Source organism: Nocardia yamanashiensis NBRC 100130, from assembly GCF_001613325.1.
Classification (GTDB): Bacteria; Actinomycetota; Actinomycetes; order Mycobacteriales; family Mycobacteriaceae; genus Nocardia; species Nocardia yamanashiensis.
In genome coordinates, this window is sequence record NZ_BDCD01000014.1 from 277,157 (window position 1) to 292,327 (window position 15,171).

Below are 15,171 nucleotides of genomic sequence, written 5' to 3' on the forward strand. Positions count from 1 at the left end.
TCACTGACCGCGTGCCCACAGGACCGGAAGGTATGCGTGGCGAAGTCGCCGGATCCGCCCCGCCCGTGAGGCGTCTCAGCCCTGGGCGCTGAGCACCATCCACATTTCGGGGTTGGCGACGGGTTCGAAGCCGAGTTTGGCGTAGAGGCCGTGCGCGTCGAGGGTGGCCAGCACGATGCGCTTGAGCTTGTACGGCGCCAGGTGGTCCCGGATGGCGGTGGTCAGACGCGAGCCCAGGCCGGCGCCGCGGTGGGCGGGGTCGACGTAGACGTCGCAGAGCCAGGCGAAGGTGGTCAGGTCGGTGACGACGCGGCCGTAGGCGACCTGGGCGCCGTCGGTGTCGTAGGCGCCGAAGTTCAGGGAGCCGCGGATGGCCCGTTCGACGATGTCGCGTTCGCGGCCCAGTGCCCAGTAGGCGTCGGTGGAGAGCCAGTGGTGCACGAGGTCCACATCGAGACGGTCGGGGGCGGTGTCGATTTCGTATCTCGCGGAGATGGTCACCGGCTCGAGGGTAGTCGGGTGATCGGCGCACGTTCCGATTTAGAAGGTATGCTCTATATCGAAGGGTTCACGTCGAGACGAGGGGGTTGTGATGACACTTCCACCGGGACAGCGTGCCGCCGAGGGGTTTCCGCGGTTCGGGACGCATCTGCACCATCCGCCGCCGCCCGTGCCGGAGGATCCGGCGATCGAGATCGGCGGTGCGCTGACGGAGCCGCTCAGGCTGTCGATGGCCGCGCTGGCGCAGCTGCCGCGCCGGGAGCAGGCGGCCGACTTCCATTGCGTGGCAGGCTGGTCGGCCGTCGGACTGAAGTGGGAGGGGCACGGGTTCGGGGAGCTGTATCGTGCCCGGGTCGAGCCGCTGGTGGCGCCGGGGGCGCCGATCACTCATGTGGTGTTCGAAGGGCTCGACGGATATCGCTCGATCGTCCTGCTCGAGGATGCGCTGGGCGCGGATGTGCTGATCGCCGATCGGCTCGACGGGGCGCCCCTCGACAGCGATCACGGGGCGCCGCTGCGGCTGGTGAGCCCGAGCCAGTACGGGTTCATCAGCACCAAGCATCTGTGCCGCATCGAATTTCTCACCGCCGCGCCGCCGGATCCGGATCGATGGTCGCCGATCGCGGGGCACCGGCGGGCGCGGGTGTGGCGGGAGGAACGCCACCGCCTGCTGCCCGGACGCGTGGTGCGGCCGGTCTACCGGGCGCTGATCGCGCCGATCCGCCGCCTCAGCGCCCTGGGCAGTCGCGGCTAATCACGCAGGGCGCGACCGGTTTTCGATTCGGTCCGGGTCGCGAGTTCCTGCGGCGTGCCTTCGAACAGGATGCGTCCGCCGTGCCGCCCCGGCCCGGGACCCAGGTCGATGATCCAGTCGGCGCGGCGGATGACATCGGGATTGTGCTCGACCACGATCACCGTGTGCTCGTGCGCCACCAGCGTGCCCAGCACCTCGAGCAGTGTGTCGATATCCGAAAGGTGCAGGCCCGTGGTCGGTTCGTCGAGAATGTAGAGCGTCGGCGCGGTGGTCTCGGTGAGCTCGCGGGCGATCTTGAGCCGCTGGCATTCGCCGCCGGAGAGGGTGGTGAGCGACTGCCCCAGGCGCAGATAGCCGAGACCGACCTGCGCGACATGCCGCAGGGCGCGCGCGATCGCGGGATCCGCAAGCCGCTGGGCCGCTTCGTCGATGGTGAGATCGTCGATATCGGCGATGGTCAGCCCGTCGACGGTGCAGCTCAACGCCTCATCGGTGAACCGGCTGCCGCCGCAGGTCTCGCACACCAGTTCCTGGCCCTCCATGAACGCCAGATCGGTGTAGATGACGCCCAGCCCGTTACAGGCCGGGCAGCCGCCCTCGGAGTTGGCGCTGAACAAGGTGGCGCGCACGCCGTTTCGTCTGGCGAACAGTTTGCGCACGGCCGGGGCGATGCCGGTGTAGGTGAGCGGAGTGGAGCGGCGGTTGGTGGTGACGGGCCGCTGATCGACGATGGTCGCCGGATGCTGGGCGACGAGTTCGGCCATCAGGCTGGATTTGCCCGCACCGGCCACCCCGGTGACCGCGGTGAGCACCCCGGCGGGGATATCGACGCCGATACCACCGAGATTGTTGCGCGTGGCATTGGCGACCCGGATCTTGCCGCGCGCCGGGCGCGGGCTGTGTTCGCGACGCCGCCGCCGCAAGGCGCGCCCGGTCAAGGTGTCCGCGCGGACCAGGTCCTCGAATCCGCCCTCGAACACCACCTCTCCACCGGCCGCACCCGCGCCGGGCCCCAGTTCCACGATCCGGTCGGCGATGCGCATGACATCCGGGTCGTGTTCGACCACCAGCACAGTATTGCCTTTGTCCCGCAACCGATGCAGCAACGCCGTCATCGCGCGCACGTCGTGCGGATGCAGCCCGACGGTGGGTTCGTCGAACACGTACAGCATTTCGGTGAGGCTGCTGCCCAGATGCCGCACCGTTTTGATCCGCTGCGATTCGCCACCGGACAGCGTCGCGGTGGGCCGGGCCAGCGACAGATACCCCAGCCCGATCCCGGTCAATGCCGAAAGCCGTTCCCGCAGCGCCGAAACCACGGGCGCGACCGCCGGCTCGCGCACCTGCTCGATGATCTCCGCGAGGTCGTCGATCTCCATCCGGGTCAGTTCGGTGATGGTGTGACCGGCCACCCGGGCGGTGCGAGCGGCCGCGTTCAACCGTTCCCCGCCGCAGTCCGGGCACGGCTGTGCGCGGGTGAATCGGTGCAGCACAGCCTGTTTGCGCTCCGACATCTGATCGGAGGTGTGCAGGTAGATGCGTTCGAAGCGCTCCACCACGCCCTCGTAATCCTGCGGCGGGCGCGTACCCAGCCGGGCCGCGGCCTCCCCGCCGAACAGCAGCGCCCGCCGCTCGTCCGCACTCCACTCGCGCAGCGGTGTGTGGGCGTCGAAGCTGCCGATATCGGCGTATTGGCGATACCAGTACTGCCCGTTCCCGAAGCCCGGCAACAGGATTCCGCCGTCCGCGAGCGAGCGGTCCAGATCCAGGATCCGATCCACATCGGTGGCCACGGTCTCCCCCAGCCCCGCACACGTCGGGCACATGCCCGCCGGATCGTTGAACGAGAAGTGGCTGGACTCACCGACATACGGCTCGCTCACCCGGGAGAACAGCAATCGCAGATAACTGTAGGTGTCGGTGATGGTCCCGACCGTCGAGCGCGCGTTGCCGCCGAGGCGCTTCTGATCGATCACCACCACCGGCGACAGTCCCTCGATGGTGTCCACTTCCGGCCGGTGCCAGCGCGGCAGCCGATTGCGCACGAACGGCGGATAGGTCTCGTTCACCTGATACCCGGCTTCGGCGGCGATGGTGTCGAAAACCAGCGACGATTTCCCCGACCCGGACACCCCGACGAATACGACGAGGCGATTGCGCGGCACCTCGATATCGATCCCGCGCAGATTGTTGGTGCGCGCCGCTCGAATGCGTATGGCCCGCTCAGGCGGGGCGGATGGCTTGCGTGCAGTGCTCATACTTCGACGCTAGAGCCGATTGCGGCCACATTTTGACCGCGATTTCGGTCATCCTGGAGGCATGCCCGACGTCACCCGACGCATGCTCGACCTGCTCACCCAGTTGCAGACCGGCCGCCGCTGGACCGGCGAGGAACTGGCGGCCCGGCTGGCGGTCAGCCCGCGCACGATCCGGCGCGATGTGGAGCGGCTGCGCGACTACGGGTACCCGGTCACCACCCGTCCCGGACCCAGCGGCTTCTATCAGCTCGTGGCCGGACGCACGCTGCCGCCGCTGGTGCTCGACGACGACGAAGCCGTCGCCACCCTCGTCGCGCTCACCGTGCTCGGCGCCACCACCGGCGACCAGCGCACCGATATCGGCGTCGCGGCCGACCGGGCCTTCGGCAAACTGGACCAGTTCCTGCCGAAACGCTTGCGCCCCAGGGTTTCCGCGCTGCGCGAGACCCTCGAGGCCGCCCCCGAACCCACACCGCTGGTCGACCCCGAGGCCCTCGCCACCCTCGCCCTGGCCGCCGCGCATCGTGAACTGGTCACCTTCGACTACACCGGCGCCGCGGGCAGCACCGCCCGCCGCCGCGTCGAGCCCTATCGCCAGGTGCATCTGCACCTGCGCTGGTATCTGCTGGCCTGGGATGTCGAACGCGCCGACTGGCGCACCTTCCGGCTGGATCGGATCAGCGGAATCCAATCCACGGCAGCCTCTTTCACGCCCCGGCCGCTCCCGGACCGATCCGCCGCCGACTATCTGCGCGCCGAACTCACCGCGCCCCGCCATCGCGCCGTGCTCACCGTGGCCGCGCCCGCCGCGCTCGTCGCCGACCGCCTCAAGTTCCAGGACTGCGAGATCGAACCCCTCGAAGGCGGTCGCTGCCGGATCCTCACCCACGTCGATTCCTTCGAATGGCTGGTGCTCAATATCGCGTTCCTGGACGCCGACTTCCACATCGACGAACCGCCCCAATTCCGCACCCGCGCCCGCGAGCTGGGCGAACGGCTGCTTCGAGCGGGTTTGCCAAGTCGGTAAGGGTCCACTCAGGAAAGGTCCGTAAACTCCGGGCACTGCCAACGGGAGGAGCATCGATGCGACCGGACGTACCGGCGATCGTGGGAAACGACTGCGCTGGTGAACTCCGGGAACGGGGGGTGGGCCGGTGAGCGTGGCAGCCTGCCTGGCCCTGTACGGATTCGTGGTCGCGGTGCTCGCGCCCTGGTTGCTGCTCAAGGTCGGGCAGAGCGGGGCGGCCCCCCGATTCGCCGTCGCGGCCTGGCTGAGCGCGATCGGATCGACGGTGCTGGCGTGGGTGGGGGCGTTCGCGATCCTGCTCATCGACCTGTTCACCCATCAGCTCTCCTCGGTGCCGCAACGGTTCATGGACAGCTGCCTGATGCATCTGCACGATGCCGCGGTCGGCGGCTACGGCTGGCCCATCCAGTGGAGCCTGCTGCTGTTGTCCACCGCGGCCGCCATCGCCGCCGTGGTCACGGCGATGCGGCTGGCGCACGCGCTGGTGCGCGCGCGGCGATCCACGCACGCGCACGCCCGCCTGGCGCGGATGGCGGGACGGCATCATCCCGAACTCGACGCGGTCGTGCTCGAAGTCGACGAGCCGGCCGCGTATTACGTTGCGGGGAAACCACACACGGTGGTGGTGAGCCGGGGCGCGCTCACCGCCCTCGACGACGATCATCTCGACGCGGTGCTGGCGCACGAACGCGCGCATCTGACCGGGCGTCACCATTTGATCCTGGCGCTCACCCGCGGACTGGCCGGGGTCGCGCCCCGTTTGCGATTGTTCACCACCGGCGCGACCGAGGTGGCGCGACTGCTGGAGATGATCGCCGATGATGCCGCGGCCCGCATCCACGGCCGGCCCACCGTCGTCGCCGCGCTCGTGACCTTCTCCGACGCGGCCAATCCCGACGTGGACGCGGACAGCGCCGACCGCGGCGATACCACCGCCGCGTTCGGGACCACCCCGTCGGCGCTGGCCTCGCGCCTGGAACGACTTGTCGCGCCGCCGGCGGTGCTGCATCGAACGCGTGCCCGGGTCACGCTGGCCGCCGCCCTGGCCGCGGCCACGCTCATTCCCCTGGCGTCGATCCTGTCGATCGCGGTCGGGCTGGCCATCTGCGAACCACTGCCGGGCGACTGAGGAATCCGGAACGCGGACAACGAGTTCGGAACGAGACCGGGTCCGGCTGTAGCCGGACCCGGTTCCTCATCTCCCGCGGCTCACCGCCAATTCCCGCCGCTCAACGCCTCGGGCGGGTCGGATAGTCGACCAGCCGACCCAGCGGCAATGTCGGCGGATCCGGGTCGATCCGGCGATGCCGCCCGGGTCCGGCGGCCACCACCACGGGAAGCCGGTCCGTCACCGGATCGAAGCCCTCGGGAACGGCAGTGACGGGCAGGCCCCGCTTGTCCAGCCGGTACAGCGCGATGGCCGCGAGCACGCCGATGGCGGTGAGTCCGGCCCACACCGCCCACTCCACACCGGCCGAGCGAGCCGCGCCGACCACGGCCCCGGTGGCGAGGTTGCCGACCAGGATCCCGACCCCGACCACCGTGTTGTAGAAGCCGTAATGCGTTGCCACCAGCCGATTTCCCGACAGCGACACCACGGTGTCCATCTCGAACGGGAACACCGCCGCCGTCCCCACCGCCAGCAGCGCCGCCGCGAGCAACAGCGCGCCGATCGCCACCGGCGGCCCGAAAACCGCCGGGCCCGGCACGATCGCGAGCGGCACGAACGCGGCGGCCAGCACGCTCATACCCGCGACCAGACTGCGCCCGGTCCCCCAGCGCTCGCGCAGCCACCCGGTGATCCGCAACTGCCCGGCCACCGCGACCACGCCCGAGATGACGAAAATGGCCGAGGTGAGCGTCTGCGCGCGGGCACCCGCGATGTACTCCGCCTGCAGGGGCAGCGCCAGATACACCTGGAACGACAACACATACGAGCCGATCATGGCCAGCGCGAACGCCATGAACCGCCGATTGGTCACCACCGTGCGCCAATCCTCGAGCACCGAGGCCGGACGGTCCGGCGCGGCGGCGCGGCGTGCGGGCAGCGCACCCAGCTGCGCCACCGTGAGCACCGCGAACACCAGCGCCGCCGCGCCCGCCGCGATCCGGAAATCCACCGCCAGCAAGGCGAGCCCGACCAGCGGACCGGCGAGAATGCCCGCCTGATAGAAGACATTGAACACCGCGAACGCCTCCACCCGGCGCTCACCCGCTTCCGCCGCGAGATAGGCGCGGACCGCCGGATTGAACAGCGCTCCGGCGAAACCCGTTGCCGCCGAAGCGATCAGCAACCCGGGCAGGGATTCGGCGAAGATCAGCAGCGCGAAACCGCCGGTGCGCAACAGACATCCGGCCACGATCAGCGGCTTGTAGCCGAGCCGGTCCGCGAGCGTGCCGCCGAGCAGGAACATGCCCTGCTGCGAGAAATTCCGCACCCCCAGCACCAGCCCGACCGCCCACGCCGCCAAACCCAGCGGACCCGCCAGATATCCGGCCAGATACGGCATCAACATGTAGAAGCCCAGATTGATGCCGAACTGGTTGATCATGAGCAGCCGCGCGGCGGTGTCGAAGCCCCGGAACCGCGCCCACACGCTCACGAGGCGCGCTCCGCGGCCGCTCCGCTCGGATCGAGCACCGTGGCGCAACGGGTCCACCGGGTCACCTGACGCTCGCCCGGATGATCGATGGTGTCCGGCGCATCCGGTGCGGCGGTGGCGAGCAGACCGTGCTCGGCGCAGTACGCGTCGTTGTACACGGTGTCGAAATAGCGGTGCGGCCCATCGGGAAACACGGCCGCGATCCGGGTGCCGGGCGCGAACCTGCGCGCCGCCCAGCCCGCCACCAACGCCACCGCGCCGACGCTCCAGCCGCCGCTGGCGTGATAGTTGGCGGCCAGCGCCCGGCACGCCCACACCGCTTCGGCCGGCGCCACCCAATGCACCTCGGCGAACGCGCCATAGTCCACATTGCGCGGATAGATGCTCGAGCCCAGGCCGCGCATCAGCCGCGTACCCGCCTGCTGACCGAAAATCGTGGAGGCCACGGTGTCCACGCCGATCAGCCGCAAGCCCGGCTCGAACTCACGCAGCACCCGCGCCACACCCGCCGAATGCCCACCCGTGCCGACCGCGCACACCAGCACGTCCACGCCGCCGAGCTGCGAGATCAGTTCCAGCGCAAGGGATTCGTAGCCGTCCACATTGTCGGGATTGCTGTACTGGTCGGGGCACCAGGCATCGGGTTCGGCGGCCAGCAGTTCGGCCACCCGGTCGCGGCGCGCCTGCTGCCAGCCGCCGTCGGGATGCGGTTCGGCGACCAGATCGACCCGCGCGCCGTACGCGGCGAGCATACGGGCCACAATGGGTTCCAGACCGGGATCGGTCACCACCGTCACCGGATGGTGGTGCACCAGTCCGGCCAGCGCCAACCCCAAACCCAGAGTGCCGCTGGTGGATTCCACGATGCGCGCGCCGGGCGCCAGCTCACCGCGTTCCTCGGCGCGGCGCACCATGTGCAGGGCGGGCCGGTCCTTCATACCGCCGGGATTGAAGCCCTCGAGCTTGGCCCAGAAACCGCGACCGGCCGGGGCCAGGGGTTCCCCGACCCACAGCACCGGGGTATTGCCGACCAGCGCGCCGAGGCGGCGAGCCGCGCCGGGGGCGGCGACCACCGGGCCGCCGGGCAGCGCGGTGAGTTCGTCGAGCACAACTTTGTCCATGACTATCGCTTCCTGTATCGAAACCGCCACGCGGGCGGCCGGACGTGCGCGGGCAGTGGACACCGGCCGGCGCATACCGCGGCGGCCTGGCGCTGACCGATCAGCGTCGGGCGATACACAAGCGCGTCAGCAGCATTCGGCCGCTGACGACGGCAGACCACGGTCCGGGCGGGCCGCGTTCGGTGGCCGCCGCGGCGGCCGCGGCGAGGACCGGGAGCAGGAAGGCGAGCAGCAGCAACGGCGAGAGCACGGCGATCTGGGCCGTCGACTCGGTGGGCAGGGCGGACTTCAGGCAGTGCCACAGGTGCGGACCGCAGTCCTCGGCAGTGCCGGAGAGACCTTTCACCACGGTGATCGCGTGCACGGTCGCGGGGTGGCCGTGCACGACCGCGTCCGGGTTCGGGCTCGCCGCCGGCAGGCTGGGCGCGACACGAATCGCGGTGTGCGGATGGCCTTCCCCGCGCAACAGCACACAGTCCGCGATCGCCGCCACCACCAGCAGGGCGATCAGCAGGCCCGAGACCAGGACGGTGTGCCGGCGCAGCGCGCCCCGGCCTGCCGCCATCTCGCACCTCCCCGCCTCGAATCCGCCCGACCGTGCGTCATTTTCGCGGGCGGAGTACACAGCGTTGCCATGCCACCGACACCGTCCCGACACAATCTACTATCCGGGTACGTACTTGCGGGGGTTCGGAGCGGGTGTCGCAGACCACATCTCGTCCGCGTGTCGCACACCGGAAGCCGGACGGCGGCTACCCGCACCGTCGTGCCGGTGCGGGTAGTCGGGGAGCGAGCGCTAGCCGCGCTTGGAGCGGGAGATGCGGCGCAGGGCGGCGCGCAGGCCCTCGGATTCCTCGGCGCTCATCTGCTCCAGGAAGTGCGCGAGGACCAACTCGGAACGGCCGCCGCTGCCCAGCGCCTCACGCATCAGGCGGGCGCTGTACTCCTCGCGCGTCAGCGTCGGCCAGTAGGCGTACGCCTTCCCGACCCGCTCGCGCTCGAGCCAGCCCTTGCGATGCAGATTGTCCATCGTCGACATCACCGTCGTATAGGCGATATCGCGTTCGGCGGCGAGTTCGTCGAAGACCTCGCGCACGGTCGTTTTCTCGGCTCGGTCCCAGATGCGCTCGATGACGACCGTTTCCAGGTCACCGAAGCCTCGTGCAGCAGCCATGTTCCACGTCTCCTCACCTCACGGCCCGGCCGTCATCCGCTCCCGGGCCACGTTCCGGTGCGTAGTGGTACCCGATCGTAGGGGGACGTCTGGACAGGCTCAAGCCGCCGTCTACGACACGGAACGTTCCCTCATATACGCTCTACGTACGTAGACAGTACTATCGTGCCCCGGAGGCGCGGCGGCCGCAACCGGAGCGGCGAATCGGGGCGCACCCCGGGCCGATCCGGGTCAATCCGCGATTCGATGGCCCGCCTCGCGCAGCGCGTCCGACGCCTCGGGCAGCCGATGGCCGGGCACCAGCACCAGATCCGCGTGATAGGTCGAGGCGACGAAGACCGGGATGCCGGACTCCGCCAGCGGGCCGATCAGCGCGGCCAGCATGCCCGGCTGATCCAGGCCGTGCGAGCCGTCGCCGTAGAAGCCCTTCCAGATCTCACCCTCGGCCCAGGCCGGGGCCTCGCGAATCACGGTGAGGCCCTCGGGCGCTCGCACCAGCGCGATCCATTCGTCGTCTTCGGGGAAGGTGGAGTTCGGCAGATGCTCGACCGCGAACTGCGACGGGACGATGCGCAAACGCTGACTGGTGCCCATGCGGTCATCGTAGGCGGAGGCGGGGATCCGGCCCGGCGGCCGGGAATTGGTTCTAGCGACTAAAATTCGCGTGACGGTCGAGCACGACCGCCGTAGGGTCTGCGGAATGACTACGAGCCCAAAACAAATCGCCAGTGAGAACGAGCGGATCGCCGACGCGGGCAGCTATCGGACCCCGGAAGGACTGCTCGTCGAGATCGGCGCGCAGCTGGCCGCGGCCCGCGCCGGAACCGTGTCCTACACGCCCGAAGACGACGTAAGCGGCGGCCGCACTGGAGCTTTCACCGGGACCATGGAAGTGACCGCCGAGGGCAGCATCGAAGCGGCACGGCGACTGCACCGCGAGGGACGGACCGCCATCGCGGTGCTCAATTTCGCTTCCGCGCGCAATCCCGGCGGCGGATACCTCGGCGGCGCGCGCGCCCAGGAAGAGGACCTGTGCCGCAGCGCGCTACTGTATCGATCACTGCTCGAAGCGCCCGATTACTATGCCGCGCATCGCGCCTCGACCGATCTGCGCTACAGCCATCGCGTGATCTACTCCCCCGGCGTGCCGGTAATCCGGGACGACCGGAGCGAGCTTGCCGCCCACCCGTTCCCACTGTCGTTCCTCACCTCGCCGGCCCCGAACGCCGGACAGCTGGCGTTGCGCAACGACGGCGCACCGGTACCCGTAGCCGACATCCTGATCGAACGCGCCACCAGGGTGCTCGCGGTGGCCGCGCGCCATGAGGTCCGGACGCTCGTGCTCGGCGCTTGGGGATGCGGCGTGTTCCGCAATGACCCCACCGAAGTCGCCGCGGCATTCGACCAGGCATTGTGCACCAACGGGGCGCCGTTCGACCACGTCACCTTCGCAGTGTGGGATCGTTCCCCCATCTCAGCCAATCGCGCGGCCTTCGAATCCCGATTCGGCGCTGCCGCCCCGCGCTGATCGACACGCTTTTCGCCCGGCCTCGTCCGGGCCGTCCTTCATCTTCGAGGTGGACGACGACACCTGCGATTTCCATGCATAGATCGCAATATCCGCAAAAGGTGATGTAGGTGTCGGCCACAAATCCCGACCTGGCCCCGAATTCCGTTTCTGCTCCGCATTATTGAAGGGAGCCGCGATTTCGCCCGGGTGCCCGGGCGGCTCGCTGACCCGTACTCGGTGTGGAGCCAGGAGGTTCGAGGCATGGTGACTGTGATCGGCGGAGGCATTGCCGGATCGGCGCTCGCGGGAGGGCTGGCGCGGCGCGGTCTTCCGGTGACGTTGTACGAGCGGCAATCGAATGGTTCCGGCGGCGGGGCGTTTCTGTTCATCGACGATCGCGGGCATCGTGCGCTGACCGAGCTCGGGGTGGCGCAGGAGGCGATCGACGCGGCGTCGTATCCGGTCACGGGCGGGCTGGCGTATGCGAACGGGCTCGGGCGGCGCGGTACCACCACCGGGCGAGGGCATCGATTCTGGCTGCGGCGCAATCTCATCGGCATGCTGGGCGATTTCGTCGCGGACTCCGGCGTGAAGGCAGAGTATGGGACAGGCATTGCTGACGTCGACGGATTCGGTGACGATCTGCTCGTCGGGGCGGACGGCATCGATTCGACCGTGCGGGCTCGGATCGAACCCGAGCGCGTCACCGAATACGCGGGCGACGTCGTGCTGTACGGCATGACAACGGTGCCGGTGGAGCTGCCGACCGCGCCCGCCACGCTGCACTTCTTCGCCGAAATGCCTGCGCCCGGACCGCCGGTGAGCACCTTGGGGCATATCTGGCGGCCCGGCGATCCGGCCGCGCTGTGGTTCGTGCGGCTGCCCCGGCCGGCGCTCACCGGGGGTGATGATCTCGGGTTGCGGCCGATCGACGAATGGGCCGAGGACATTCTCGCGGCTACGCCGACGAATCGGGCACTGCTGGAGACGTTCCTGGGGGCGACCGATGCGGTTCACGTCAGCAATGCGCGCAATGTGCCCCTGGAAGATGCTGCCGCGCCGAATGATTCGGTGCTGCTGATCGGGGATGCCGATCATGCGATCACGCCTGCGGCAGGGGTGGGCGCGCGGGATGCGCTGGAGGACGCCCATGCCGTCTTCCAGGCGGTGACCACCGGCTCCTCCCCCGCCGCCGCGATGGCCGAACGGCGGCAACGGATTCTGGCGGATCGCGCGCAGGCTCAGGCGGCCATGCGCCGCAGTGCGGGGTAGGTGTTAGGGGAGGACGAGGGTGGCCAGGACCGGGCGATGGTCGGAGGTGGGCAGGTCCAGGACGCGGAGGTCGCGGATGCCGATGCGGCGGTCGGCCAGAACGTGATCGAGGGTGACCGCCGGGATCGGGTCGCCGTCGTAGGGGCCCCAGGTGCCGGTGAAACCCTTGCCGAGCACGCTGGCGGCGTCGCGGTAACCGGAGTCGAGCAGGGTGCGGAGGGTGGAGTGGTCGAGGGTGGCGTTGAAGTCGCCGAGGAGGATGCGCGGGGCGCCGTCCGGGGTGGCGGCGGGCTGGCGGCGGTAGCTTTCGCGCCAGGGTTCGACGGCTTCGCGGCCCCACGGGGCGGCGGGGTGGACCGATTCGATCAGGACGCCGGAGGGTAGTTCGGCGATGGCCTGGGTGAAGCCCCACGGGTTGTGGCGCAGGCCGGCGTCGCGGATCGGGAGGCGGGAGAAGATGCCGGAACCGCCGACGCCCGCCGCCGGATAGCTCACCGCGTACGGGAAATGCCTGGCGAAGGCGGTCGCGAAGGCGGGGGTGAGCTCTTGCACCGCAACGATATCCACGTCGGCGGCCAGGGCGGCCAGCTGCTCGGGATCGGCGGTGCCCTCGAGGACGTTCGCGGACAGGACGCGCAGGTCCGCGCCTTTCGCGCCATTGATCGGGTCGCTGTCGGCGAACCAGCGCGGGAGCACGCACGCGGCCAGGGCGATCACGGCGGCGAGACCGGCCACCGCGGCGATTCGCTGCCGCAGGACCAGGGTCAGCGCGAGCGGCAGCAGGGCGAGGACGGTCACGTACGGGGTGAAGGCGATCAGCTGGACCATCGGGTACCAGGAGTCCAGGCCGGCGATCCTGATCATGGCCCAGACCGTGCCGGGCACGACCGCCAGCCAGGCCGCAATCGGCTTCCACCGCATCGTCTTCCATCGCATCGGCCTCACGGTAGCGGGGCCATCGGGGCGAATTCACGCCGGAATCGTGAGGATCTTGTGGATGTTCCGGGTGCGAGCGGCCCGAACGGTTGCTCTAGGCTCCTGCTCTTATGGCCCTCTCCGCAACCCTGCACCACTTCACCGTCCACCTCGCCGATGTCGATCGCGGCGTGTACGAGGAGCTGGAACTGCGGGTCGCGCGGCATCCCTCCGAGACGGCCGAGTTCATGCTCACCCGGCTGCTGGCGTACTGCCTCGAATACGAGGAAGGGATCACCTTCAGCGACGGCGGGGTGTCCTCGACCGATGAACCCGCCGTGCTGGTGCGGGATCTCACCGGCCGGGTCACGGGCTGGATCGAGGTGGGCGCGCCGGATTCGGATCGGGTGCATCGGGGCAGCAAGCTGGCGGATCGGGTGGCGGTGTACACGCATCGGGATCCGGTGAAGGTGGTGGCGGCCTTGACCGGGAAGAAGATCCATCGCGCGGAGTCGATTCCGGTGTACAGCTTCGACCGCGAGTTCATCGACACCGCGGTGGCGGCCATCGACCGCCGTAATACGGTCACCTTGTCGATCACCGAACGGCAGCTGTTCCTCGATGTCAACGGGACCGGAGTGAGCGCGGCGGTGGAGGAACACCGGCTGGCTTGATCCGCCGGCTTGTCGGTGGGGTCTGCGATGCTCTAGGCATGGATCCGGTGCCTTTCGCCGATGCGGCGGCCTTCGACAGCTGGTTGGCGTCCAATCATGGCCTGGCCGAAGGCGTCTGGATTCTGATGGCCAAGAAAGGCTCGGGGATTCCGTCGCTCACCGAGGACGAGGCCGTCGATGTCGGTCTGTGCTGGGGCTGGATCTCGGGCCAGCGCAAGGGCTTCGACGAACAGTTCTATCTACAGAAGTACGTGCCGCGACGCCCGCGCAGCCACTGGTCGCAGGTGAATGTGGACAAGGTCGCCGAATTGACGGCGGCCGGGCGGATGCGCGCGCCGGGACTGGCGGAAGTGGCGGCGGCCCGAGCCGATGGGCGATGGGCGGCGGCCTATCCGTCGCAGCGGACGTTCACGGTGCCGCCGGACCTGGAAGCAGCGCTATCGGGGCAGCCGCGGGCGCGAGCGGCGTTCGAGGCGCTGGACCGCACCGGGCAGTACGCGATCGTGCTGGAGTTGCTGCGCGCGCGTACTGACAAAACACGCTCGAATCGGCTCGCCAAGGCGCTCGCGGCGCTCGAAACATCCTGAACCGTAAGGTCGTTCACGATTCGCCGAGCCACCAGAGTTCCAGTTCGTCCTCGGCGAAGAAGCCGGGTGTCGGGCGAAGCCCGGGCGGCAGGTCGAAGGATGCCGCACCCGAGCGCAGGGCGATGTCCCGGATCTCGCTGAGGGCCGGAATATCGCGCGGGTCGTCGAAGGTCGCCGGGTGCAGCAGCGCGTGCCAGCCCAGCGCATGCCAGAGGGCGATCAACTCGATATCCCCGGCTCGCTCCGCGGCGCGCGCCACCTCGAGCACCACCTCCGGCAGCGGGACCGACCGCAGGGGTTCGGCGCGCTCGCCCACCAGTTTCCCGGTCGCGACGAGCTGTTTCCACAGGCCGGTGCCGGTATCGCAGTACAGGTGGGGTGGCTCGACGTAGCCCGCATCCAGCCAGCGCGATTCGTCGTACTGTTCGTCGTACTCGTCGTCGGAGTCTTCGTCGTACGCTTCGTCGGGGTGTTCGCCGGACGTCTCACCGGCCGCGTTGCCGAACTCGGAGAGGGCGGTGAATTCGCGCAGCCCATCGAAGAAATCGCGGCGGTGCCCGTACTCCGGATGCGCGTCCAGGGGCAGGCGGTGGCTGAATCCGCGCTCCACCAGGATGTCCATCACCCGGAAATACGTGAGCGAGCAATCGAATTCGCCCTGGAAGCGGTACAGCTCGGCGATCCGGTCCCGTACGCCCCGGTCGCGGGCGGGCGCGGCCGCGTGCAGGACCCGGATCGATCCCTCCACCAGATCCTCGATCAGATGCATCGACAT

At 69.3% G+C, this 15,171-nt stretch carries 16 protein-coding genes; 7 read left to right on the forward strand and 9 right to left on the reverse strand.

What is annotated here, in order from left to right; genetic code table 11:
* Nucleotides 1-75 precede the first annotated feature (75 nt).
* Nucleotides 76-501, reverse strand: a complete 426-nt coding sequence (locus NY1_RS15960; RefSeq protein ID WP_067713187.1) for a GNAT family N-acetyltransferase — start codon at nucleotides 499-501, stop codon at nucleotides 76-78.
* A 91-nt stretch (nucleotides 502-592) separates the two neighbouring features.
* On the opposite strand from NY1_RS15960, the gene NY1_RS15965 reads away from it, so the two are divergent.
* Nucleotides 593-1,255, forward strand: coding sequence for a molybdopterin-dependent oxidoreductase (locus tag NY1_RS15965; protein WP_067713189.1), 663 nt, complete (start codon nucleotides 593-595; stop codon nucleotides 1,253-1,255).
* Here the strand turns inward: NY1_RS15965 and NY1_RS15970 are convergent.
* Nucleotides 1,252-3,513, reverse strand: coding sequence for an ATP-binding cassette domain-containing protein (locus NY1_RS15970; protein ID WP_067713191.1), 2,262 nt, complete (start codon nucleotides 3,511-3,513; stop codon nucleotides 1,252-1,254). The genes NY1_RS15965 and NY1_RS15970 overlap by 4 nt on opposite strands.
* A 61-nt stretch (nucleotides 3,514-3,574) precedes the next feature.
* Between NY1_RS15970 and NY1_RS15975 the strand changes: the two genes are divergently transcribed.
* The gene (locus tag NY1_RS15975) at nucleotides 3,575-4,540 is read left to right on the forward strand and encodes a helix-turn-helix transcriptional regulator (RefSeq protein ID WP_067713193.1); all 966 of its coding nucleotides are present in this window, start codon (nucleotides 3,575-3,577) and stop codon (nucleotides 4,538-4,540) included.
* A gap of 127 nt (nucleotides 4,541-4,667) precedes the next feature.
* Complete coding sequence (locus NY1_RS15980; RefSeq protein WP_067713195.1) at nucleotides 4,668-5,669, forward strand: M56 family metallopeptidase; 1,002 nt, start codon at nucleotides 4,668-4,670, stop codon at nucleotides 5,667-5,669.
* Nucleotides 5,670-5,769: 100 nt separating this feature from the next.
* Here NY1_RS15980 and NY1_RS15985 read toward each other — a convergent pair whose 3' ends face one another.
* From NY1_RS15985 to NY1_RS16005, 5 genes are all read right to left on the reverse strand, one after another.
* Nucleotides 5,770-7,143, reverse strand: coding sequence for an MFS transporter (locus NY1_RS15985; RefSeq protein WP_233434352.1), 1,374 nt, complete (start codon nucleotides 7,141-7,143; stop codon nucleotides 5,770-5,772).
* Entirely contained in the window at nucleotides 7,140-8,264 is a 1,125-nt protein-coding gene (locus NY1_RS15990; RefSeq protein WP_084535011.1) for a PLP-dependent cysteine synthase family protein, read from the reverse strand. Before NY1_RS15990 ends, NY1_RS15985 begins: the two co-directional genes overlap by 4 nt.
* Before the next feature lie 100 nt (nucleotides 8,265-8,364).
* Entirely contained in the window at nucleotides 8,365-8,829 is a 465-nt protein-coding gene (gene lpqS, locus NY1_RS15995; RefSeq protein WP_067713197.1) for a putative copper homeostasis (lipo)protein LpqS, read from the reverse strand.
* 231 nt (nucleotides 8,830-9,060) lie between these two features.
* Nucleotides 9,061-9,438 carry a BlaI/MecI/CopY family transcriptional regulator gene (locus tag NY1_RS16000; RefSeq protein WP_067713198.1) on the reverse strand — a complete coding sequence of 126 codons (378 nt, stop codon included), beginning with the start codon at nucleotides 9,436-9,438 and terminating at the stop codon, nucleotides 9,061-9,063.
* 231 nt (nucleotides 9,439-9,669) lie between these two features.
* Nucleotides 9,670-10,032 carry an ACT domain-containing protein gene (locus NY1_RS16005; RefSeq protein ID WP_067713200.1) on the reverse strand — a complete coding sequence of 121 codons (363 nt, stop codon included), beginning with the start codon at nucleotides 10,030-10,032 and terminating at the stop codon, nucleotides 9,670-9,672.
* A gap of 106 nt (nucleotides 10,033-10,138) precedes the next feature.
* On the opposite strand from NY1_RS16005, the gene NY1_RS16010 reads away from it, so the two are divergent.
* Both NY1_RS16010 and NY1_RS16015 read left to right on the forward strand, forming a co-directional pair.
* Entirely contained in the window at nucleotides 10,139-10,966 is an 828-nt protein-coding gene (locus NY1_RS16010; protein WP_067713201.1) for a TIGR02452 family protein, read from the forward strand.
* Between the two features lie 243 nt (nucleotides 10,967-11,209).
* Entirely contained in the window at nucleotides 11,210-12,220 is a 1,011-nt protein-coding gene (locus NY1_RS16015; protein WP_067713203.1) for an FAD-dependent oxidoreductase, read from the forward strand.
* Nucleotides 12,221-12,223: 3 nt separating this feature from the next.
* Here the strand turns inward: NY1_RS16015 and NY1_RS16020 are convergent, their stop codons facing one another.
* Complete coding sequence (locus tag NY1_RS16020) at nucleotides 12,224-13,156, reverse strand: endonuclease/exonuclease/phosphatase family protein (protein ID WP_169815359.1); 933 nt, start codon at nucleotides 13,154-13,156, stop codon at nucleotides 12,224-12,226.
* A gap of 110 nt (nucleotides 13,157-13,266) precedes the next feature.
* Here NY1_RS16020 and NY1_RS16025 point away from each other — a divergent pair, with 110 nt between their 5' ends.
* Nucleotides 13,267-13,809 carry a YaeQ family protein gene (locus NY1_RS16025; RefSeq protein ID WP_067713205.1) on the forward strand — a complete coding sequence of 181 codons (543 nt, stop codon included), beginning with the start codon at nucleotides 13,267-13,269 and terminating at the stop codon, nucleotides 13,807-13,809.
* A gap of 38 nt (nucleotides 13,810-13,847) precedes the next feature.
* Entirely contained in the window at nucleotides 13,848-14,396 is a 549-nt protein-coding gene (locus NY1_RS16030; RefSeq protein WP_067713207.1) for a YdeI/OmpD-associated family protein, read from the forward strand.
* A gap of 13 nt (nucleotides 14,397-14,409) precedes the next feature.
* Here NY1_RS16030 and NY1_RS16035 read toward each other — a convergent pair whose 3' ends face one another.
* The gene (locus NY1_RS16035) at nucleotides 14,410-15,171 is read right to left on the reverse strand and encodes a hypothetical protein (RefSeq protein ID WP_157762267.1); all 762 of its coding nucleotides are present in this window, start codon (nucleotides 15,169-15,171) and stop codon (nucleotides 14,410-14,412) included.